This window comes from Polaribacter uvawellassae (genome assembly GCF_039748955.1).
Taxonomy (GTDB): domain Bacteria; phylum Bacteroidota; class Bacteroidia; order Flavobacteriales; family Flavobacteriaceae; genus Polaribacter; species Polaribacter uvawellassae.
In genome coordinates this window covers 165,758-185,921 of record NZ_JBDIZN010000004.1, presented here as the reverse complement: position 1 = coordinate 185,921, position 20,164 = coordinate 165,758, and the positions used below count along the sequence as shown (strand labels likewise).

Sequence of the window (20,164 nt, the reverse complement as noted above, 5' to 3'; positions counted from 1 at the left end):
ATTACTTTTAAGAAAGTAATTTTATAATTTGATCGGCTAATTCTTTACCAATTCTATCTTGTGCTTCTACAGTTGCTGCTCCAATATGTGGAGTTAAAGAAATATCAGGATTCATTAATAATTGAATTTCTGGAGTTGGTTCTTTTTCAAACACATCTAAACCAGCATATTTTACTTTTCCAGTTTCAATTGCGTTAACCAAAGCAACTTCGTCAATTACTCCACCACGAGCAGCATTTATGATTCCAACACCATCTTTCATCAATTCAAATTGTTTTGCTCCAATAATATATTCATCTTGATTTGGAACATGTAACGTAATAAAATCTGCTTGTTTTATAACTTCATCAAAAGATTCAGTTTCTATTTTTACATCAATAGATTGCCCGTTGTAAAAAGGAACATTAATAATTGCTTCACCAACAAAACCATCATTAGCAATTACTTTCATACCAATTCCTAAAGCAATCTTAGCAACTTCTTTTCCAATTCTACCAAAACCGATAATTCCAAGAGTTTTTCCTCGTAATTCTGTTCCGCCAGCAAACCCTTTCTTTAAATCTTTAAATCGCGTATCACCTTCTAAAGGCATTTCTCTATTTGCTTGATGTAAAAAACGAACCATTCCGAATAAATGTGCAAAAACTAATTCTGCAACAGAACTAGAAGAAGCATTTGGTGTATTAATTACGTGTAAACCTTGGTTTATTGCATAATCTACATCAATATTATCCATTCCAACACCACCACGGCCAATCAATTTTATACTCGGACAAGCGTCAATTAGTTCTTGACGAACCTGGGTTGCACTTCTTACTAAAATTGCATCTATTGAATTTTCGTTGATAAAATTTTCTAACTGATTTTGTGCAACTTTTGTGGTGATAACTTCAAATCCACCTGCCTCAAGTGCTACAATTCCGCTTTGTGAAATTCCGTCGTTTGCTAATACTTTCATTCTTTTATTTAAATATTCAAAAATTTAAAAACTCAAAAATTGTTACATTTTCAAATTTTTAAATTGTTACATTAATTTTTTCTTTCTAATTCTTTCATTACATCAACCAAAACCTGAACGCTGTATAATGGCAAAGCATTGTATATACTTGCTCTGTATCCGCCAACACTTCTGTGTCCGTTAATGCCGCTAATGCCAGCTTCTGCACACATCTTGTCAAACGTTTGTTTTAAGCTTTCATCAACAAGTGTAAAAGTAGCGTTCATGTTACTTCTGTCTTCTTTTGCAGCAAATCCTTTAAATAACGGATTTCTATCAATTTCGTTATAAATTAATTCTGCTTTTTTGTTGTTTGCTTTTTCAATGAATGATATTCCGCCTAAATCTTTTAACCACTCTAATGTTAGCATAGAAACATAAATTGCAAAAACAGATGGCGTATTAAACATGCTTTCTTTGTCAATATGAACTTGATAATTTAACATTGATGGAATTGCTCTGTCTACTTTTCCTAAAATTTCTTCTTTAATTACAATTAAAGTTGTTCCTGCTGGACCTAAATTTTTTTGTGCTCCTGCGTAGATTAAATCGAACTTAGAAAAATCTAATTGACGAGAAAAAATATCTGAACTCATATCGCAAACAGTAACGCCGTCAAATTCTGGAAATTCTTTTATTTGTGTTCCAAAAATGGTGTTGTTACTTGTGCAATGAAAATAATCTACATCTAAAGGAATTGTATATCCTTTAGGAATGTATGTGTAATTATCGTCTTTTGAAGAAGCAACTTCTACTAATTCTCCAAATAATTTAGCTTCTTTTATAGCCTTGTCAGACCAAGTTCCGGTGTTTAAATACGCCGCTTTTTTATTTAATAAATTGTAAGCCGACATTAAAAATTGAGTACTTGCGCCTCCTTGTAAAAATAAGACTTTATACCCTTTATTTTCTAAGTTTAATAACTCTAAAACTAGACTTTTTGCCTTTTCCATTACAGCAATAAAAGGTTTGCTTCTATGAGAAATTTCTAATATTGATAAACTTTTATTATTAAAATTTAGAACAGCTTCGGAAGCTTTTTTTAGGACTTCATCCGTTAAGATAGATGGTCCTGCGCTAAAATTATGTTTTTTCATTATTGAGTTGTGTTGTTGTTTGTAGCACAAATATCCTACTTTTTGATGATTTTCTTTTTAAATTTTTGCTAAAAAATCTAATGTATTTATTCCGTCTGCATAATCCCACAATTGTGGATTCTGAGTTTCGCCAAATCTTATTTCAGAATCTAAAACACCTTTAGCTACAACACATTGTATTTTATCAGCATCTGTACTTAGTTTTTCTTTTAATTGGTTGATGTCTGAATAATATTCGTAAAAAACAGTTGCAATTGGCGAAGAATAACTTTCGTCTTCTTTAATCATTAGAAAACCGTTTTCTAACAAATCAAATAAACTCATTAAATACACAGCTTTATTATAATCGTAATTGTTGGCGTATTTTGCGTTGTTTACAATATCTTTTTTGGTGTACATTCCGTTAAAAAAGGCATCAAAATTATATCCTTCAGGAACAAATAATTTAGAAACACTTCTGCAACCTAAACCAAAATATTGAAAAACATCATCGCTTAGATTTGCTAATTCTGTTTCAGATTCATTTCCTGTTAATACAGCAACAGAATTTCTATTTTTTCTAATGATGCTTGGTTTTCCTTTAAAATAATGTTCAAAATAACGCGCTGTATTGTTACTTCCTGTTGCAATTACAGCATCAAAGTTTGTTAATTCCTTTTCTGTAAATTCAATTTTACTTTTAAAAGAAGGTGCAACAAACTCTAAATATTTCGCTAAAAAAGGCATCAAATTTTTATCGTTTGATGATTGCTTCACTAAAACTGAATGTCCAGAAATCAACACCGATAAAAAGTCATGAAAACCAACTAACGGAATGTTTCCTGCCATAATTACAGCCACTTTTTTTTCAGAATTATGAAATGAAATATCAGAAACCCATTTAGAAAGATTGTCTTTTGTAAGCGCATTAGACCAACTTTCTAAAGAAAATAAAATATTGTCTTTTGTAAACCAACTATTATTTTCTTCAGCTAATTTTAGTTGATGTTTAAATCCATCAAAAAATAAATCATTATAAGCAATATGCTCTTTCTTTTTGATGCCAGTTTGAGAAAACTGACTCAAAAACGTTCCTAATTTTACAAAAGCGTCAATTCGTTGTTGCATTCTGTCTATTTCTTTTGGTTGTGAATTATTTTGGGCTTATTTTTGCACCGCAAAGGTACATAAACTCAAAGAAAAAAACTATGGCAATTATTATTACTGATGAATGTATAAATTGTGGAGCATGCGAACCAGAATGCCCGAATACAGCAATTTACGAAGGAGCAGATGATTGGAAGTATGCAGACGGTACAGATTTGTCTGGAAATGCTGTGTTGCCAAACGGTAAAAAAGTAGATGCTGATGAATCAAACGAACCTGTTTCTGACGAAATTTATTATATTGTTGCAGATAAATGTACAGAATGTGTAGGTTTTCATGAAGAACCACAATGTGCTGCAGTTTGTCCTGTAGATTGTTGTGTTCCTGATGAAGATAATGTTGAAACAGAAGAAGAGTTGTTAGCGAAGCAACGTTTTATGCATAATGAATAGATAAGAGATTCTAGAAAATAGAATTTTAAACCTCGAATTAATTCGAGGTTTTTTTATGCTTAAAATTGTAGATAAATCAACTATATTTGCACACGAAAAATTTTCAATAACTATTACATGAAAGCAGGAATTGTAGGATTGCCAAACGTAGGGAAATCAACCTTATTTAATTGTTTATCAAATGCAAAAGCGCAAAGTGCAAACTTTCCTTTTTGTACGATTGAACCTAATATTGGAGTTGTAAATGTGCCTGACGAAAGATTAGAGAAACTAGAAGAATTAGTAAATCCAGAAAGAGTTGTGCCAGCAACTGTAGAAATTGTTGATATTGCAGGATTGGTTCGCGGCGCAAGTAAAGGAGAAGGTTTAGGAAATCAGTTTTTAGCAAATATTAGAGAAACCGATGCAATTATACATGTATTGCGTTGTTTTGATAACGATAATATTATTCATGTTGATACAACCATCGATCCGATTAGAGATAAAGAAACCATTGATATTGAATTACAGTTAAAGGATTTAGAAACTGTAGAAAAACGTTTAGAAAGAGTTAAACGAACAGCAAAAACAGGAAATAAAGAAGCGCAAGCAGAATTGGTAATTTTATTAAAAATCCAAGAAACTTTATTGCAAGGATTATCAGTAAGAACTATTGATTTTTCAGAAAAAGAAGAAGAGTTTGTAAAAACATTACAATTGATAACATCTAAACCTGTTTTATATGTATGTAATGTTGATGAAAATTCAGCCGTTTCTGGAAACGCTTATGTTGATAAAGTAAAAGAAGTTGTTGCCAACGAAGATGCAGAAATTATTATTTTGGCAGTTGGTACAGAAGCAGATATTACTGAATTAGACGATTACGAGGAGCGTCAAATGTTTTTAGCTGACATCGGATTAGACGAGCCAGGTTCATCAAAACTGATTAGATCTGCGTATAAATTATTAAAACTACAAACCTATTTTACAGCTGGAGTAAAAGAAGTAAGAGCTTGGACCATTAATATCGGAGATACTGCGCCTCAAGCGGCAGGAGTTATTCACACTGATTTTGAAAAAGGTTTTATTAGGGCAGAAGTTATTAAATACGAAGATTATGTTGCTTTAGGAAGTGAAGCAAAAGTAAAAGAAGCAGGAAAATTATCTATTGAAGGGAAAGAATATATTGTGCAAGATGGTGATATGATGAATTTTAGATTTAATGTGTAAACGCTTAAAAAAAACATCAAAAAATATTTTAAAACTCTGTTGATAACTAATTCAATAGAGTTTTTTATTTTTTACGCTTATTGCTATTTTAGCAAGGCATTCAACCCGCAAAATTTTATGGCACAAGAAACAAAGTATACCGAAGATAATATTCGATCTCTCGACTGGAAAGAACACATCCGAATGCGTCCTGGAATGTATATTGGTAAATTAGGTGATGGCTCTTCTCCGGATGACGGAATCTATATTTTATTAAAAGAGGTATTAGACAATTCTATCGATGAATATGTGATGGGCGCTGGAAAAACCATCGAAATTTCTATCAGAGACAAACAAGTTACTGTTCGCGACTATGGTCGTGGAATTCCGTTAGGAAAAGTAGTTGATGTGGTTTCTAAAATGAATACGGGCGGAAAATATGATTCTAAAGCATTTAAAAAATCGGTAGGATTAAATGGAGTTGGGACAAAAGCTGTAAATGCGTTGTCAGAATACTTTAAAGTGCAATCTATAAGAGAAAATAAAACTGCTTGGGCAGAATTTAATCAAGGAAATATAATTGAAGTTGAAGATGCGCACGAATCATCGTTAAGAAAAGGAACAAAAGTGCAGTTTATTCCTGATGAAACTATTTTTGGTAAATATAAATTCAGAAATGAATATGTTGCTAAAATGTTAAAAAACTATGTGTATTTAAACACAGGTTTAACCATTTTGTTTAATGGCGAAAAATTTCATTCAGAAAATGGTTTAAAAGATTTACTAGAAGAAAATACTTCGGCATCCGATTTATTATATCCAATTATTCATTTAAAAGATGAGGATATAGAAATTGCAATTACACACAGTAAAACGCAATATTCAGAAGAATATCATTCGTTTGTCAACGGGCAACATACAACGCAAGGCGGAACGCATCAAGCGGCCTTTAGAGAAGCAATTGTAAAAACAATTCGTGAGTATTTTGGTAAAAACTACGAATCTTCTGACGTCCGTAAATCAATTATCTCTGCAATTGCCATTAAAGTAATGGAACCTGTTTTTGAAAGTCAGACAAAAACAAAATTAGGTTCAACAGAAATGGGCGGAGGTTTGCCAACAGTTAGAACATTTATCAACGATTTTGTAAAAACAAATTTAGATAATTACTTACATAAAAATACTGATGTTGCAGAAGCTATTCATCGTAAAATTTTACAAGCAGAACGTGAGCGTAAGGAATTATCAGGAATTAGAAAATTAGCAAAAGACAGAGCTAAAAAAGCAAGTTTGCATAACAAGAAACTACGTGATTGTAGAGTGCATTTTGATGATATCAAAAAAGAAAATTATTTAGACACAACACTTTTTATAACCGAGGGAGATTCTGCTTCTGGTTCTATTACAAAATCTAGAAACGTAAATACGCAAGCGGTTTTTAGTTTAAAAGGAAAACCTTTGAATTCGTACGGATTGTCAAAGAAAATTGTATACGAAAATGAAGAATTTAATTTACTGCAAGCAGCATTAAATATTGAAGACGGAATAGAAGGATTGCGTTATAATAATATTGTTATCGCAACTGATGCCGATGTTGATGGAATGCACATCAGATTGTTATTGATTACCTTCTTTTTGCAATTTTTTCCTGAAGTGATTAAAGAAGGACATTTGTATATTTTAGAAACGCCGTTGTTTAGAGTTCGAAATAAAAAAGACACGTATTATTGTTATTCTGATGAAGAAAAACAAGAAGCAATTGAAAAGTTAAGAGGAAAACCAGAAATAACACGATTTAAAGGGTTGGGAGAAATTTCTCCAAATGAATTTGTTCATTTTATTGGGAATGACATTCGTTTAGCTCCTGTAATGTTAGACAAAGAAATGTCGGTTGAAGAAATGTTGTCGTTTTATATGGGTAAAAACACACCAGATAGACAAAAGTTTATTATTGAGAATCTGAAAGTTGAATTAGATTTAGTTGAGGAATAGTGTTAGATTATGAGTGAAAATATTAGATTTATAATTGCTGCTTTAGCTGGAGTTTTAATCATAGTTCATTTTTTTAGGATTAATTTTAAAAATTTGTCTTGGAAAGAAAATGGTTCATCTTATTTAGGAATCATAAGTATGATTTTGATAATAATTGCAATGTTATTATCTAAATAATAGACAAAAGAGAAAAAGAAATTAAAATTGGAGTTCGCAATTTGCGTACTCAAGAGTAAAAAATGCAAGAAGAAAAAGAAAAAAGTATGATTCCTGATGAAATCATTACTAACAAAATTTATTTGATTCGCAATCAAAAAGTAATGTTAGATAGAGATTTGGCAGAATTATATCAAGTAGAAACAAAAGTTTTAAAACAGGCTGTTAAAAGAAATTTAAACCGTTTTCCAGAAGATTTTATGTTTGAATTGACTAAAAGCGAGTTTGATAATTTGAGGTCACAATTTGTGACCTCAAGTTGGGGAGGAAGCAGATATTTGCCTTTGGTCTTTACAGAACAAGGCGTTGCAATGTTGTCAAGTGTGTTAAATAGCGATAGAGCAATTGCAGTAAATATTAAAATTATTAGAATATTTATAAAAATGTGTCAGTTATTAAGTGATAATTTATCGCTACAATTTGAAATAGAAAACATTAAAAAGAAATTAACCAATAATTCTAAAAATATTGAATTGGTTTTTAATTATTTAGATGAATTGGTTGAGAAGAAAGAAAAGATATCAGACAGAAATATAATAGGCTATAAAAAGTAGTTTTTATAAAATAAATAAACTCTTAAACGAATAAACGTTTTTTTAAATGAGTGAAGAAATAAACGAACACGAAGAAATAAATCATCCAGTAGAAAATACGGAGACCATCACAAAAGTTACAGGAATGTACAAAGAATGGTTTTTAGATTACGCTTCGTATGTAATTTTAGAAAGAGCAGTTCCTGCAATTGATGACGGATTTAAACCTGTACAGCGTAGAATTTTACATTCTATGAAAGATTTAGACGATGGTCGTTACAATAAAGTAGCGAACATTGTTGGTCATACCATGCAATATCATCCGCACGGAGACGCTTCTATTGGCGATGCAATGGTGCAAATTGGTCAGAAAGAATTGCTAATTGATATGCAAGGAAACTGGGGAAATACGCTAACTGGTGATCGCGCCGCAGCATCAAGATATATTGAAGCACGACTATCAAAATTTGCATTAGATGTCGTTTTTAACCCAAAAACTACAAAATGGCAATCTTCGTACGACGGGCGTAGAAAAGAACCTGTAAATCTCCCTGTGAAATTTCCGATGTTATTGGCGCAAGGTGGAGAAGGAATTGCAGTTGGTTTATCAACCAAAATATTACCACATAATTTTAATGAATTAATTGATGCTTCCATCAAACATTTAAAAGGAAAGAGTTTTAAAATTGTTCCTGATTTTTTAACGGGCGGAATTGCAGATTTTACTAATTATAACGAAGGAAAACGTGGCGGAAAAGTTAGAGTTAGAGCTAAGGTTTCTCAACTTGATAAAAAGACCTTGATTATTACAGAAATTCCGTTTAGTACAACTACAACAACGCTGATCGAAAGTATTATTAAAGCCAATGAAAAAGGAAAAATAAAGATTAAAAAAATTGAAGATAATACAGCCGCAAATGTAGAAATCTTAGTGCATTTACCATCTGGAATATCTCCAGATAAAACCATTGATGCTTTGTTTGCATTTACCAATTGCGAGAATTCAATTTCGCCTTTGTGCTGTGTTATTGAAAACAATAAACCTGTTTTTATTGGGGTACATGAAGTATTGCGTAAATCAACAGATAATACGGTTGAATTATTAAAATTAGAATTAGAAATTCAGTTAAATGAATTAGAAGAGCAATGGCATTTTGCTTCCTTAGAACGTATTTTTATTGAAAACAGAATTTATCGAGATATTGAAGAAGAAGAAACTTGGGAAGGCGTTATTGCTGCAATTGATAAAGGATTACAGCCGCACATCAAACATTTAAAAAGAGCCATTACAGAAGAAGATATTGTGCGTTTAACAGAAATCAGAATTAAAAAGATTTCAAAGTTTGATATTGACAAAGCAAAACAGCATATTGAAAGTTTAGAAGATAAAATTGCAGAGGTAAAAAATTACTTAGCAAATTTAATTGAGTTTGCAATCGACTTTTTTAAGCGTTTAAAAGCAACTTATGGAAAAGACAAAGAGCGTAAAACAGAAATCAAAATATTTGATGATATTGTTGCAACTAAAGTAGTAATGCGTAACACAAAACTCTATGTAAATAGAGAAGAAGGCTTTATTGGAACGTCGTTACGTAAAGATGAATATGTAACCGATTGTGCCGATATTGATGATATTATTGTCTTTAGAAGTGATGGAGGAATGATGGTGACGAAAGTTGATGCTAAAACTTTTGTTGGTAAGGATATCATTCACGTTGCTGTTTTTAAGAAGAAAGACAAGAGAACCGTTTACAACTTTATGTATAGAGATGGTGCAAAAGGTCCTTCTTATATGAAACGTTTTAATGTGACTTCGGTAACGCGTGATAAAGAGTACGATTTAACCAACGGAAGTAAGGGTTCTAAAGTATTGTATTTTTCTGCAAATCCGAATGGAGAAGCAGAAGTTGTTACCATTAATTTAAGAGCTGTTGGAAGTATTAAAAAACTAAAATGGGATATCGATTTTGCTGATTTAGCAGTAAAAGGTAGAGCCGTTAGAGGAAATACAATTACAAAGTATCCAATTAAGAAAATTGAATTTAAATCGGCAGGAGTTTCAACATTAAAACCACGTAAAATATGGTTTGATGATACCGTTCAACGTTTAAATGTGGATGGAAGAGGTGAGTTGTTAGGAGAATTTAGAGCAGAAGATAAATTGTTAATTGTGCATCAATCTGGTAAAGCAAAAGCGGTAACGCCAAATTTAGCAAGTAGGTTTGAAGATGATATGATTGTCTTAGAAAAATGGAAACCAAATAAGCCTTTATCAGCAATTTATTTTGATGGAGAAAAAGAACGTTATTTTGTAAAGCGCTTTTTAATTGAAAACGTAGATAAAGAAGAGTTATTTATTTCAGAACATCCAAAGTCGCAATTAGAAATTATTGCAACAGATTACAGACCTGTAGCGGAAGTGCAGTTTTCTAAAAGAAGTTTAGCTAATATTGAAGTTAATTTTGAAGATTTTATTGCCATAAAGGGAATAAAAGCACAAGGAAATCAATTAACTACGGATAAAATTAAACAAGTAAACTTATTAGATTCTTTGCCTTATGAAGAGCCTGAAGAGTTGACTTCTGAAGAAATAGAAGTAGTAGAAGAAGAAGTTGTTTCTGATGAAATTTTACCTTTAGAAATTACAAATTTAGAAAAGTCTTCAGATAAACCAAGGCTGTTAAGCAGTGAAGAAAAAGCAGAAAAAGCTTTGCAAAAAACCATTGAAAAGAAAAAGGCAGATCAAAAGGCTAAAGATGATGAAAGTCAAACCACATTGTTTTAGAAATTTGTAATTAAGATATAAGAAGCGTCAACTTTTTTTAGAAACTATTTCATTTTTTCAAAGAAAGTTGTCGTGTACTCTTTAAGTAATTCTGGATGCGTAATTTTAATAATATCTTTTAATACTAAATCTGGTCTTGTAGGGCCTAATTCAAAGTAAAGTACGCCGCCCGTTTCTCCAGTTTTGGTTGCAAAAGTATATAATTGGTCATTTTTAAAAGCTGTAAACTCTTTATAATATGCGTTCTTTTCTAACATTTGTTTTTTTGATGAAAAATAACCTGGTGCAATCCAAATTTTAGCAGATTTTCCTTTGTCCAAAATACTTTCAAAACTAATAGATAAGCTTCCTTTTCCTTTAGAATCTTTCCATAAATAATTTGTATTTGCATCTGTTAAAAATTGCGCTACAAAGCTTTCTCCTGCTGGTAAATTCCAAATATCTTTACTCATAATGGCACCAGATAAAACAGTAGGTATTTTTGTAGCATTATTTGCGAGCTTTTTTGCTGCTTTGTAGTTAGTTTCAATTACATTAAAGATACTGTCAGCTTCTTTTTCTTTGTTGTACAAAATACCAAAGAACTTAATCCATTCTGCTCTTCCAAGCGGCGTATCTTCTAACCAATCTCCGTTTAACACAACAGGAATTCCTGATTTTTCAATTAAATTTAAAGACTTATTTGTTTTTGTCATGCTGTAACCGATTACAACATCAGGATTTAAATCCAATAATATTTCTGTATTTAAAGCATCCTTTACACCAATTTCTTTCACAAAATTTGCGTCAATTAATTTTCTTGTTTTGGTTGATGAAATGTATTTTGTATGCGGAAAACCAATCAAAGAATTTTCTACACCTAGCAATTCTAACATTGGAATATGCGTTGTAGAAGTTACCACAACTTGCTGAATTGGAGTTGTAATTATTGTTCCTTTAATTGATGTAAACTCTTTGTTTTCGGAATTGCTTAAAATGTATTCAAATTGTTCCTTGGAATTTTGATAAGGCGACTTAATAATTAGTTTTTTATAACTGTCAAAATACTGAATATCAAATCCTTTAGCATACCTTACCTTTTCTGATTGTTTAACTTTAAAATTTGCTGTTTCAGAACTGTTTTTTTCTTTGCAATTAATTAAAATTAATGATAAAACAAATACTCTAACTAAAAATTTCATGTGTACATAATTTGAACTGCAAGGTTACAAAAATGTTGTGAATAAAATTTCACTAATGATAATAAATCATTTACATTTGTCGCGAAATTTGGTTTTATCAACTTTATAAATTAGTTGATGAATTAAAAGGGAATTTGGTGCTACAATTTATATTGTTATCCCAAAGCTGTTCCCGCAACTGTAAGCTTCGTTCTTTTAGAAAGAATGCTTGTAATTATTCTTTAAGCCACTGTTAAAAATGTTGAAAATTAATTCAACATAAAATGGGAAGGTAAATTACAAGACGCGAGCCAGGAGACCTGCCATAATCACTGAGTAAAAACTTTCGGGACAAAAGTTTTTGTACAATTCATATCGTACAAAATATCCTGATTTATTTGTTAAATTAAATCATTAGTAATGAACAAACAATTAAGTATTGTTGGACTGCTAACTTTCTTTCTAGTTGGCACAACTGCGTATTCGCAAAAATCAAAAGTAAAAGAAATTGAATTAGAAGAGGTTGTAATTTCTGCAACAAAATTCAAGTTAAAAAAAGAAAAAGTAGGGAAGGTGATTCATAAAATCACCCAAGAAGAAATTCAGAATAACGCTGGTAGAACCGTATTAGAATTGTTAAATGCAATTCCTGGAATAGAAATTAAAGGTTCAAATTCTGTTTTAGGAGAAGTCAAAGGAACTTATATTAGAGGAGGAAGAAATAGACAAGTGTTGGTCTTAATTGATGGTGTTCCATTAACAGATCCAACAGGAATTAGTTTAGAGTATGATTTGCGTTTGCTAAGTTTAAACCAAATAGAATCTATTGAAATTATGAAAGGCGCATCTAGTACAATGTATGGCTCTGGCGCTACTACTGGTGTAATTAATATCGTCTTAAAAAAAGCATCAACAAATGCAATTTCTGGAACTTACCAAGTAAGTTTGGGGACAAATAATTCGGCGATTTCAAAAAACAAAAGCTTGTTGGATAAAAATCAAACGGCAACAATTAGAGGAACTGTAAATAATTTTAATTATTTAACTTCTTTAAGTTTTACAGCTGTAGATGGACTTTCAGCGGCAAAAAGCAACACAAATCAAGAATTTACAACAGACCCATTTTACAGTGAAAATGGTTTGGTAAAATTAGGTTATGATTTTTCTGATAAACTTAATATTGAATCATTTTTTAACATCGATAACTTAGAATATAGTTTTGATGCAGGCACAAATAACGATTCTAAAACCAACCAAGCTACTCAAAAGCAACTTAGAATTGGTATAAAACCAAATTATACATATAAAAACGGAAATGTTGTTGCTATCGCTTCTTTAAACAGAGTAAAAAGAATTTTGTTTGACGATACTTTTGAAGGAAATTCTACTAATATTGAAGTAATTAATAAATGGGATATCAATTCAAATACGCAACTAATATCTGGAGTTAATTATCAAAAACACTTTAATCAAACAAATTCTCCTTGGGGAAATATTGATGAAGATGTGGCTAATTTTAACACGTTAGATGTTTATGGAGCTGTTGTTTTTACTACTGATTTTGATTTGACAATAAATACTGGTGGAAGATTAAATAAGCATAGTAATTATGGAAATCATTTAGTGTATCACATCAATCCATCGTTGCATCTTTTTACTTCGGATGACACTTCTTTAAAATTGCTAACTTCTTATAGTACTGCTTTTATTGCACCAAGTTTATATCAACTATTTTCTGTGTATGGAAATACAAATTTAGAACCAGAAACTAGTAAAACAGCTGAGTTTGGCTTTGAATCTACTTATAAAAAATGGTTGGAATTTAATGTAGTTTATTTCAATAGAACCGAAAACAATGCAATTATTTTTCAAGGACTATCTGTTGCTCCTTGGGGGCAATATGCCAATTCAAATGCAAGGATTAACGCAAAAGGAATTGAGTCAATAATTGAGTTAAAGCCGAGTTCAGAAGTTAATGTTGCAATTGGTTATACATACACAGATAAAGACGCTGAAGCAGATTATCTTCCGAAAAATAAAATTACAGCTCAAATAAATTATAAACCTTCAGAGAATGTATTTGTGTCTTTAGCTTATAAAAATGTTGGCGAAAGAACAGGAAGATATTATGATGCTACAACATTTACAACTGTAGAAGAGCAATTACCAACGTATCAATTGTTAGATATTAATGCGAATTTAAAACTGCTAAATGGTAGAGTAGTGTTTTTCGGTTCTTTGACGAATATATTTAATGAAGATTATGAAGAAACTATTGGATATACAACCAGAGGAAGAAATTATAAATTAGGAATTCGTTTACGATTTTAATTTCATTTTTACTCACAACAAAAAAGCTCTAAAGAAATTTAGAGCTTTTTTGTTAGATAATTTTTTTAATATCTTTTTTTAGATAAGCAATAGCAGTATCAGTAGCTGGAGCTGAATTTTGATAAGCAATCATCATTTTTTCTCTAAACTCTTGTGTATTTTTACTTGTTGATGCAACTTGTTTTAACTTGTTGATAATTGCACTTTTAGAAGCGATGATTACATTCCAACATTCTTCAGAAATGTATAATTGTTGCACCAAATTGTGTTCAAATTCTTGTTCAATGTTCTGCAATAAAAGGAATAAGTAATCTTCTACAACATCAGATTTTGGTTTTACTCTCACCAACATTTTTATTGGATTTACTCGCTCACAAAACAATAACATTCTTTCGTATGCTTGCAACTTTATAGGCAATGCATCTTTTTTTCTATCCGCAAACAACTCAACTTTTTGTTGACTGTCTTGTGATTTTAATTGAGCCTTAAAAAAATAAAAACCAATAATTCCTACAATTAAAATAATACCAATTACTTCTAAAAAACTAAAATCCATCAATTAAAATTTTATGAATTTGTACCCATTATTTTGATATTGCAACAACGCTGTCATTGCAGAAAGTGCAAACTTTACTTCAGGAATAATAACAGATCTATCAATTTTTCTAAACATAGCTGTTTGTCCACAAATAATAACATCTACACCAGCTTTGCTTAAGTCTTTAATAAGTTGGGTATTTGGATTTACAAAACCAAATTTCTTTTTATATTCAGCATCATTTAACACATCTTTCCAGGCATCAGCATGTATTGTCATTGCCACTTTTAATTGACTCGGTTTCATTCCTTCGTCTGCGTGCATATTTAAAAAACGAGCAGCAGTTACAATGTGTTTATTGATTACATTTTTCTTTTCTGAGGTTTTAGAAACATCAAAAATTACTTTCAATTCAGCAGAAGTGTCTGTTTTAATATCTGGATTTTCAACTTTAAAAGTTTCTCCGAAGTTTTTAATAATTTTTCCTTCAGTTCTATTATTTTGAGAAAAAACAACAGTAGAAAGCGTTGTGAACGCAAGTAAAAGGATGTACTTTTTCATGATAAAAAAATTTAATGTTGTAAATGTATTTATAATTTTATGAATCTAATAAATAAAATCGATGAACATTGCCTAAATTTACGCTTTAAAATTTTCCAATTGTCAAATTACTTAGATTCTTTAAATCCTGCTCAAAAAGATGCGGTTTTACAAAAAGACGGACCAATGATTATTATTGCTGGCGCTGGTTCTGGTAAAACGCGTGTGTTAACATATCGCATTGCGCATTTAATGCAACAAGGCGTAGATTCGTTTAATATTTTATCGCTAACATTTACCAATAAAGCGGCTAGAGAAATGAAAGAACGTATTGCAAGCGTTGTTGGGGTAAGCGAATCTAAAAATCTTTGGATGGGAACTTTCCATTCTGTTTTTGCAAGAATTTTACGCTCAGAAGCAGACAAGTTAGGATTTCCATCAAACTTTACCATTTACGATACGCAAGATTCTGTTCGTTTAATAACATCAATTATTAAAGAGATGCAATTAGATAAAGACAGATATAAACCGAAGCAAATATTAAGCAGAATATCTTCTTTAAAAAATAGTTTGATAACGGTAAACGCCTATTTTAATAATGCTGATTTGGTTGAAGCTGATTTGCATGCAAGCAGACCAAAAGTTGGAGAAATTTATAAAGAATATGTAGCGCGATGTTTTAAATCTGGTGCCATGGATTTTGACGATTTATTGTTAAGAACGAATGAAGTTTTAGCACGTTTTCCGGATGTATTAGCAAAATACCAAGACCGATTTAGATATATTATGGTTGATGAGTATCAAGATACAAATCATTCGCAATATTTAATTGTAAGAGCGTTGGCAGATCGTTTTCAGAACATTTGTGTTGTTGGAGATGATTCGCAAAGTATTTATAGTTTCCGTGGTGCAAACATCAATAACATTTTAAATTTTCAAAAGGATTATCCGGATGTGAGAACCTTTAAGTTAGAACAGAATTATCGTTCTACGAAGAATATTGTGAATGCTGCAAACTCTGTTATCGAGAAAAATAAAACTCGATTAGATAAAGTTGTTTGGACTTCTAATGACGAAGGAGAAAAAATAAAAGTAATGCGTACAATTTCTGACGGAGAAGAAGGACGTTTTGTCGCGCAATCGATGTGGGAAAACATGATGAACAAACAGTTAACTGCTGATGCGTTTGCTATTTTGTACAGAACAAATTCACAATCGAGAGCAATGGAAGATGCGTTGCGTAAAAAAGATATTAAGTATAAAATTTATGGGGGAATTTCTTTTTATCAACGAAAAGAAATCAAAGATTTATTGTCTTATTTACGATTGTTAATCAACCCAAATGACGAAGAAGCGTTAAAAAGAGTAATCAATTATCCAGCAAGAGGAATTGGACAAACAACAATTGATAAGTTAACAATTGCGGCAAATCATTATAAGAAATCAATTTTTGAAATTCTAAAACATATCGATAAAGTTGATTTAAAAATAAACGCAGGAACAAAAAATAAATTACAAGATTTTGTAAATATGATTTTGCGTTTACAAATAGAATCGCAAACAAAAAATGCTTTTGAAATTGCTGATGTTGTTGTAAAACAAGTCCGTTTAATCAAAGATTTAGAAAAAGACGGAACGCCAGAAGCGGTTAGTAAAGTAGAAAATGTTCAAGAATTATTAAACGGAATAAAAGATTTTATCACCGATAAAATAGAAACAGGAGAAGATGCTTCTTTAACATCATTTTTAGAAGATGTAGCCTTGGCAACTGATTTCGATTCAGATAAAAAAGATGACACACCAAGAGTTTCTATGATGACAATTCATCAATCTAAAGGATTAGAATATCCGTACGTATATATTGTTGGTTTAGAAGAAAATTTATTTCCTTCAGGAATGAGCATGAACACAAGAAGTGAACTCGAAGAAGAACGCAGATTGTTTTATGTAGCACTAACCCGAGCAGAACATCAAGCGTATTTGAGTTACGCACAAACACGTTATCGATGGGGAAAACTAACCGATGCAGAACCAAGCAGGTTTTTAGAAGAAATTGATGAAAGTTTTTTAGAATATATTACACCTAAAAAACCAGAACCGTCTGTAAATAAATTTGTTGATGCAAGTTTATTTGATACACCGTCAAAAACCATTCGTTTTCAAAAACCAATTCAGCGTAAAAAAAAGGAATTCAAAGCAAAAAAAGAAGAACCTTTTATTCCGCCGAAAAAATTAAAAAAAATACCGAATACTACTTCAGAGAATACCAATCTTTTTGATGCAAACATCACAGTTGGCACATTAGTAGAACACAATAGATTTGGAGCGGGAGAAGTATTGAGCTTAGAAGGAAATGGACCAAATAAAAAAGCAGAAATTAAATTTGGAACAGTAGGGAAGAAAAAATTATTATTACAGTTTGCCAAGTTAAAAGTAATCGGATAAAATAGCTCATTATTAATTTTTGATTACTTAAAATTAATCCTTAATTTGCAAGCTTTAAGATACTTCAAAAACAAACAGAGATAAAAAGCGTTACAGCTATATATTTCAATAAACTTTAGAATGGAATTCGAACTAGAATACAACTCAGAAAGACCGTTAATGATTATACCAGAATACGGCAGACATATTCAAAAATTAGTAGATTATTGTGTAGCTTTAGATGATAAAGAAGAAAGAAATGTAATGGCAAAAGCAATAGTTGATGTCATGGGAAACTTGCAACCACATTTGCGTGACGTTCCTGATTTTAAGCACAAATTATGGGATCAATTGTTTATCATGTCTAGCTTCAATTTAGAAGCAGATTCTCCGTACGGGAAACCATCTAAAGAAGAATTGCAAGAAAAACCAGAATCATTGCCGTATCCTAAATCTGCATCAAGATATCGTTACTATGGTAATAATATTCAAGAAATGATAGATGTTGCGCTCTCTTGGGAAGACAGCGAAAAAAGAGAAGCATTGGTGTTTACAATTGCCAATCATATGAAAAAATGTTACTTAAATTGGAATAAAGACACAGTTGATGATGTAGTGATTTTTAAACATTTATTTGAATTATCTGATGGTAAAATAGATTTAAGAAACTCTGAAGAAGTACTTTCTGAAAGCAAAAGTTTACTAAGAAAAAGAACCACTCAGCAAGGTAAAAGCAATTCAAAGAACTATAAATCTAACAAAACAAATAGATCAAATAACAATAACAACAATAATAGAAAGAAATAATTATGACATCATTTAAAATTGAAGGCGGACACAAATTAAATGGTACAATTACTCCGCAAGGAGCAAAAAATGAAGCCTTACAAGTTATTTGTGCAGTATTGTTAACTCCAGAAAAAGTAGTTATTGATAATATTCCTGACATTATAGATGTAAATAAGTTAATTTTTATTCTTGGAGAATTAGGAGTTAAGATAGAGAAACTAGAAGCAAACTCATATTGTTTTCAAGCCGATGAAATTAATTTAGACTATTTAGAATCTGCAGAATTCAAAAGAGACGGAAGTTCTTTAAGAGGTTCTATTATGATTGTTGGTCCGTTGTTAGCTCGTTTCGGAAAAGGATACATTCCAAGACCTGGAGGAGATAAAATTGGACGTAGAAGATTAGATACACATTTTGAAGGTTTTATAAGATTAGGCGCAAAATTTAGATACAATAGAGAAGAATATTTTTACGGAGTAGAAGCAGACGAATTATACGGAACAGAAATGTTGTTAGATGAAGCTTCTGTAACCGGAACAGCAAATATTTTAATGGCTTCTGTTTTAGCTACAGGAACAACAACTATTTACAACGCAGCTTGCGAACCATATATTCAACAATTATGTAAAATGTTGAACTCTATGGGAGCAAGAATTTCTGGGGTTGCTTCAAATTTATTAACGATTGAAGGAGTTAAAGAATTAAAAGGTTGTCGTCATAGAATTTTGCCAGACATGATAGAAATTGGTTCTTGGATTGGTGTTGCAGTAATGACACAATCAGAATTAACTATTAAAGATGTTAGCTGGAAAGATTTAGGTCAAATACCAAATGTTTTTAGAAAACTAGGAATTCAGTTAGAAAGAAAAGGAGATGACATTTACATTCCTGCACAAGAAAGTTACGAAATTCAGAATTATATAGATGGTTCAGTGTTGACAGTTTCAGATGCACCTTGGCCGGGTTTTACACCAGATTTATTAAGCATTATTTTAGTAATTGCAACACAAGCAAAAGGAACTGTTTTAATTCATCAAAAAATGTTTGAAAGTCGTTTGTTCTTTGTCGATAAACTAATTGATATGGGCGCAAAAGTAATTTTGTCTGATCCGCATAGAGCAGTTGTTATTGGTCACGATCATAAATCGCAATTAAAAGCAACCAAAATGACATCGCCAGATATTAGAGCAGGAATTTCATTATTAATTGCAGCTTTATCAGCAAAAGGAACATCAATTATTAATAATATTGAGCAAATTGATAGAGGTTACGAAAATATTGAAGAGCGCTTAAAATCAATTGGAGCTCGTATTGAAAGAATAGAAGATTAATATTGAACTTGATTCAATAATTTTTATAATACAAATAGTGTCAGTTTGACACTATTTTTTTATTGGCAAAATTATTGCCTATAAATTGTTTACAATTTAACGATTAGAATAAAATGAGTACAGAAGATAATAAGAAAGAAGAAGAGATTTTAAACAACGATGCAGAAGCAAAAGTTGAAGAAAATCAGGAAGTAGAAGTCAATGAACCTACTGCAGAAGAAATCATTCAAATAGAGAAAGATAAGTATTTGCGTTTGTTTGCTGAATTTGAAAACTATAAAAAAAGAACAACTAGAGAAAGAATCGAATTATTTAAAACTGCAGGTCAAGATATAATGACAAGTTTACTGCCAGTTATGGATGATTTTGACAGAGGCTTGGCAGAAATTAAAAAAGCAAAAGACAAAGAGTTGTTAAAAGGTATGCAATTAATCAATGATAAATTGAGAAAAACCTTAGAGCAAAAAGGATTAAGCTTGATAAAAGTAAAGGAAGGTGATGATTTTGATGCAGATATTCATGAAGCAATTACTCAAATTCCTGCTCCAACCAACAAATTAAAAGGAAAAGTTATTGATTGTGTGGAAAACGGATATAAATTAGGTGATAAAATTATTCGTTTCCCAAAAGTGGTTATCGGACAGTAAAAAAGTATGCAGTAACAGTAAACAGTTAGCACTGAAAACTGAGACTGAAAACTGAAAC

Annotated in this window: 17 protein-coding genes and 1 riboswitch; of the genes, 11 read left to right on the top strand and 6 right to left on the bottom strand. The window is 31.0% G+C overall.

Annotation, left to right across the window (positions count from 1 at the left end):
• Positions 1-7 precede the first annotated feature (7 nt).
• From ABDX67_RS10785 to ABDX67_RS10775, 3 genes are all read right to left on the bottom strand, one after another.
• Positions 8-958: a D-2-hydroxyacid dehydrogenase gene (locus ABDX67_RS10785; RefSeq protein WP_347175037.1), complete on the bottom strand. Its 951-nt coding sequence runs from the start codon at positions 956-958 to the stop codon at positions 8-10.
• 71 nt (positions 959-1,029) lie between these two features.
• Positions 1,030-2,094 (bottom strand): 3-phosphoserine/phosphohydroxythreonine transaminase, encoded by a 1,065-nt coding sequence (gene serC / locus ABDX67_RS10780; protein WP_347175036.1) that lies wholly within the window; start codon positions 2,092-2,094, stop codon positions 1,030-1,032.
• Between the two features lie 57 nt (positions 2,095-2,151).
• Complete coding sequence (locus tag ABDX67_RS10775; RefSeq protein ID WP_430438130.1) at positions 2,152-3,201, bottom strand: acyl-CoA reductase; 1,050 nt, start codon at positions 3,199-3,201, stop codon at positions 2,152-2,154.
• A gap of 80 nt (positions 3,202-3,281) precedes the next feature.
• Between ABDX67_RS10775 and ABDX67_RS10770 the strand changes: the two genes are divergently transcribed.
• The 6 genes from ABDX67_RS10770 to ABDX67_RS10745 all read left to right on the top strand — a co-directional run bounded on the left by ABDX67_RS10770 (position 3,282) and on the right by ABDX67_RS10745 (position 10,346).
• Positions 3,282-3,632, top strand: coding sequence for a 4Fe-4S binding protein (locus ABDX67_RS10770; protein ID WP_347175035.1), 351 nt, complete (start codon positions 3,282-3,284; stop codon positions 3,630-3,632).
• Between the two features lie 117 nt (positions 3,633-3,749).
• On the top strand, positions 3,750-4,841 hold the full coding sequence (gene ychF / locus ABDX67_RS10765) for a redox-regulated ATPase YchF (protein WP_347175034.1): 1,092 nt from the start codon (positions 3,750-3,752) through the stop codon (positions 4,839-4,841).
• 117 nt (positions 4,842-4,958) lie between these two features.
• On the top strand, positions 4,959-6,812 hold the full coding sequence (locus ABDX67_RS10760) for a DNA topoisomerase IV subunit B (RefSeq protein WP_347175033.1): 1,854 nt from the start codon (positions 4,959-4,961) through the stop codon (positions 6,810-6,812).
• Positions 6,813-6,821: 9 nt separating this feature from the next.
• Positions 6,822-6,989 carry a hypothetical protein gene (locus tag ABDX67_RS10755; protein WP_347175032.1) on the top strand — a complete coding sequence of 56 codons (168 nt, stop codon included), beginning with the start codon at positions 6,822-6,824 and terminating at the stop codon, positions 6,987-6,989.
• Positions 6,990-7,051: 62 nt separating this feature from the next.
• Positions 7,052-7,582: an ORF6N domain-containing protein gene (locus tag ABDX67_RS10750; protein WP_347175031.1), complete on the top strand. Its 531-nt coding sequence runs from the start codon at positions 7,052-7,054 to the stop codon at positions 7,580-7,582.
• Positions 7,583-7,628: 46 nt separating this feature from the next.
• Positions 7,629-10,346 (top strand): DNA gyrase/topoisomerase IV subunit A, encoded by a 2,718-nt coding sequence (locus ABDX67_RS10745; protein WP_347175030.1) that lies wholly within the window; start codon positions 7,629-7,631, stop codon positions 10,344-10,346.
• 44 nt (positions 10,347-10,390) lie between these two features.
• On the opposite strand, the gene ABDX67_RS10740 is transcribed toward ABDX67_RS10745, so the two are convergent.
• Complete coding sequence (locus ABDX67_RS10740) at positions 10,391-11,527, bottom strand: ABC transporter substrate-binding protein (protein ID WP_347175029.1); 1,137 nt, start codon at positions 11,525-11,527, stop codon at positions 10,391-10,393.
• 72 nt (positions 11,528-11,599) lie between these two features.
• Positions 11,600-11,848: riboswitch (cobalamin riboswitch) on the top strand.
• Positions 11,849-11,926: 78 nt separating this feature from the next.
• Here ABDX67_RS10740 and ABDX67_RS10735 point away from each other — a divergent pair.
• Complete coding sequence (locus ABDX67_RS10735; RefSeq protein ID WP_347175028.1) at positions 11,927-13,837, top strand: TonB-dependent receptor plug domain-containing protein; 1,911 nt, start codon at positions 11,927-11,929, stop codon at positions 13,835-13,837.
• Positions 13,838-13,889: 52 nt separating this feature from the next.
• On the opposite strand, the gene ABDX67_RS10730 is transcribed toward ABDX67_RS10735, so the two are convergent.
• Both ABDX67_RS10730 and ABDX67_RS10725 read right to left on the bottom strand, forming a co-directional pair.
• The gene (locus tag ABDX67_RS10730) at positions 13,890-14,393 is read right to left on the bottom strand and encodes a DUF7935 family protein (protein ID WP_347175027.1); all 504 of its coding nucleotides are present in this window, start codon (positions 14,391-14,393) and stop codon (positions 13,890-13,892) included.
• Between the two features lie 3 nt (positions 14,394-14,396).
• Positions 14,397-14,936 (bottom strand): DsrE family protein, encoded by a 540-nt coding sequence (locus tag ABDX67_RS10725; RefSeq protein WP_347175026.1) that lies wholly within the window; start codon positions 14,934-14,936, stop codon positions 14,397-14,399.
• A gap of 99 nt (positions 14,937-15,035) precedes the next feature.
• Between ABDX67_RS10725 and ABDX67_RS10720 the strand changes: the two genes are divergently transcribed.
• The 4 genes from ABDX67_RS10720 to ABDX67_RS10705 all read left to right on the top strand — a co-directional run bounded on the left by ABDX67_RS10720 (position 15,036) and on the right by ABDX67_RS10705 (position 20,106).
• The gene (locus tag ABDX67_RS10720) at positions 15,036-17,360 is read left to right on the top strand and encodes an ATP-dependent helicase (protein WP_347175025.1); all 2,325 of its coding nucleotides are present in this window, start codon (positions 15,036-15,038) and stop codon (positions 17,358-17,360) included.
• A 120-nt stretch (positions 17,361-17,480) separates the two neighbouring features.
• Entirely contained in the window at positions 17,481-18,146 is a 666-nt protein-coding gene (locus ABDX67_RS10715) for a DUF4290 domain-containing protein (RefSeq protein WP_347175024.1), read from the top strand.
• Between the two features lie 2 nt (positions 18,147-18,148).
• The gene (murA, locus tag ABDX67_RS10710; protein ID WP_347175023.1) at positions 18,149-19,459 is read left to right on the top strand and encodes a UDP-N-acetylglucosamine 1-carboxyvinyltransferase; all 1,311 of its coding nucleotides are present in this window, start codon (positions 18,149-18,151) and stop codon (positions 19,457-19,459) included.
• A 113-nt stretch (positions 19,460-19,572) separates the two neighbouring features.
• A complete protein-coding gene (locus ABDX67_RS10705) occupies positions 19,573-20,106 on the top strand; it encodes a nucleotide exchange factor GrpE (protein WP_347175022.1) in 534 nt (177 codons plus the stop codon).
• Positions 20,107-20,164 lie beyond the last annotated feature (58 nt).

Bases quoted from the DNA above. Each gene is read 5' to 3' on its own strand.
- ABDX67_RS10750 (WP_347175031.1), top strand. From the start codon at position 7,052: ATGCAAGAAGAAAAAGAAAAAAGTATGATTCCTGATGAAATCATTACT.
- ABDX67_RS10775 (WP_430438130.1), bottom strand. From the start codon at position 3,201: ATGCAACAACGAATTGACGCTTTTGTAAAATTAGGAACGTTTTTGAGT.
- ABDX67_RS10735 (WP_347175028.1), top strand. From the start codon at position 11,927: ATGAACAAACAATTAAGTATTGTTGGACTGCTAACTTTCTTTCTAGTT.
- ABDX67_RS10785 (WP_347175037.1), bottom strand. From the start codon at position 958: ATGAAAGTATTAGCAAACGACGGAATTTCACAAAGCGGAATTGTAGCA.
- ABDX67_RS10730 (WP_347175027.1), bottom strand. From the start codon at position 14,393: ATGGATTTTAGTTTTTTAGAAGTAATTGGTATTATTTTAATTGTAGGA.
- ABDX67_RS10745 (WP_347175030.1), top strand. From the start codon at position 7,629: ATGAGTGAAGAAATAAACGAACACGAAGAAATAAATCATCCAGTAGAA.
- ABDX67_RS10705 (WP_347175022.1), top strand. From the start codon at position 19,573: ATGAGTACAGAAGATAATAAGAAAGAAGAAGAGATTTTAAACAACGAT.
- serC (WP_347175036.1), bottom strand. From the start codon at position 2,094: ATGAAAAAACATAATTTTAGCGCAGGACCATCTATCTTAACGGATGAA.
- ABDX67_RS10760 (WP_347175033.1), top strand. From the start codon at position 4,959: ATGGCACAAGAAACAAAGTATACCGAAGATAATATTCGATCTCTCGAC.
- ABDX67_RS10725 (WP_347175026.1), bottom strand. From the start codon at position 14,936: ATGAAAAAGTACATCCTTTTACTTGCGTTCACAACGCTTTCTACTGTT.
- ychF (WP_347175034.1), top strand. From the start codon at position 3,750: ATGAAAGCAGGAATTGTAGGATTGCCAAACGTAGGGAAATCAACCTTA.
- ABDX67_RS10740 (WP_347175029.1), bottom strand. From the start codon at position 11,527: ATGAAATTTTTAGTTAGAGTATTTGTTTTATCATTAATTTTAATTAAT.
- ABDX67_RS10715 (WP_347175024.1), top strand. From the start codon at position 17,481: ATGGAATTCGAACTAGAATACAACTCAGAAAGACCGTTAATGATTATA.
- ABDX67_RS10770 (WP_347175035.1), top strand. From the start codon at position 3,282: ATGGCAATTATTATTACTGATGAATGTATAAATTGTGGAGCATGCGAA.
- murA (WP_347175023.1), top strand. From the start codon at position 18,149: ATGACATCATTTAAAATTGAAGGCGGACACAAATTAAATGGTACAATT.
- ABDX67_RS10755 (WP_347175032.1), top strand. From the start codon at position 6,822: ATGAGTGAAAATATTAGATTTATAATTGCTGCTTTAGCTGGAGTTTTA.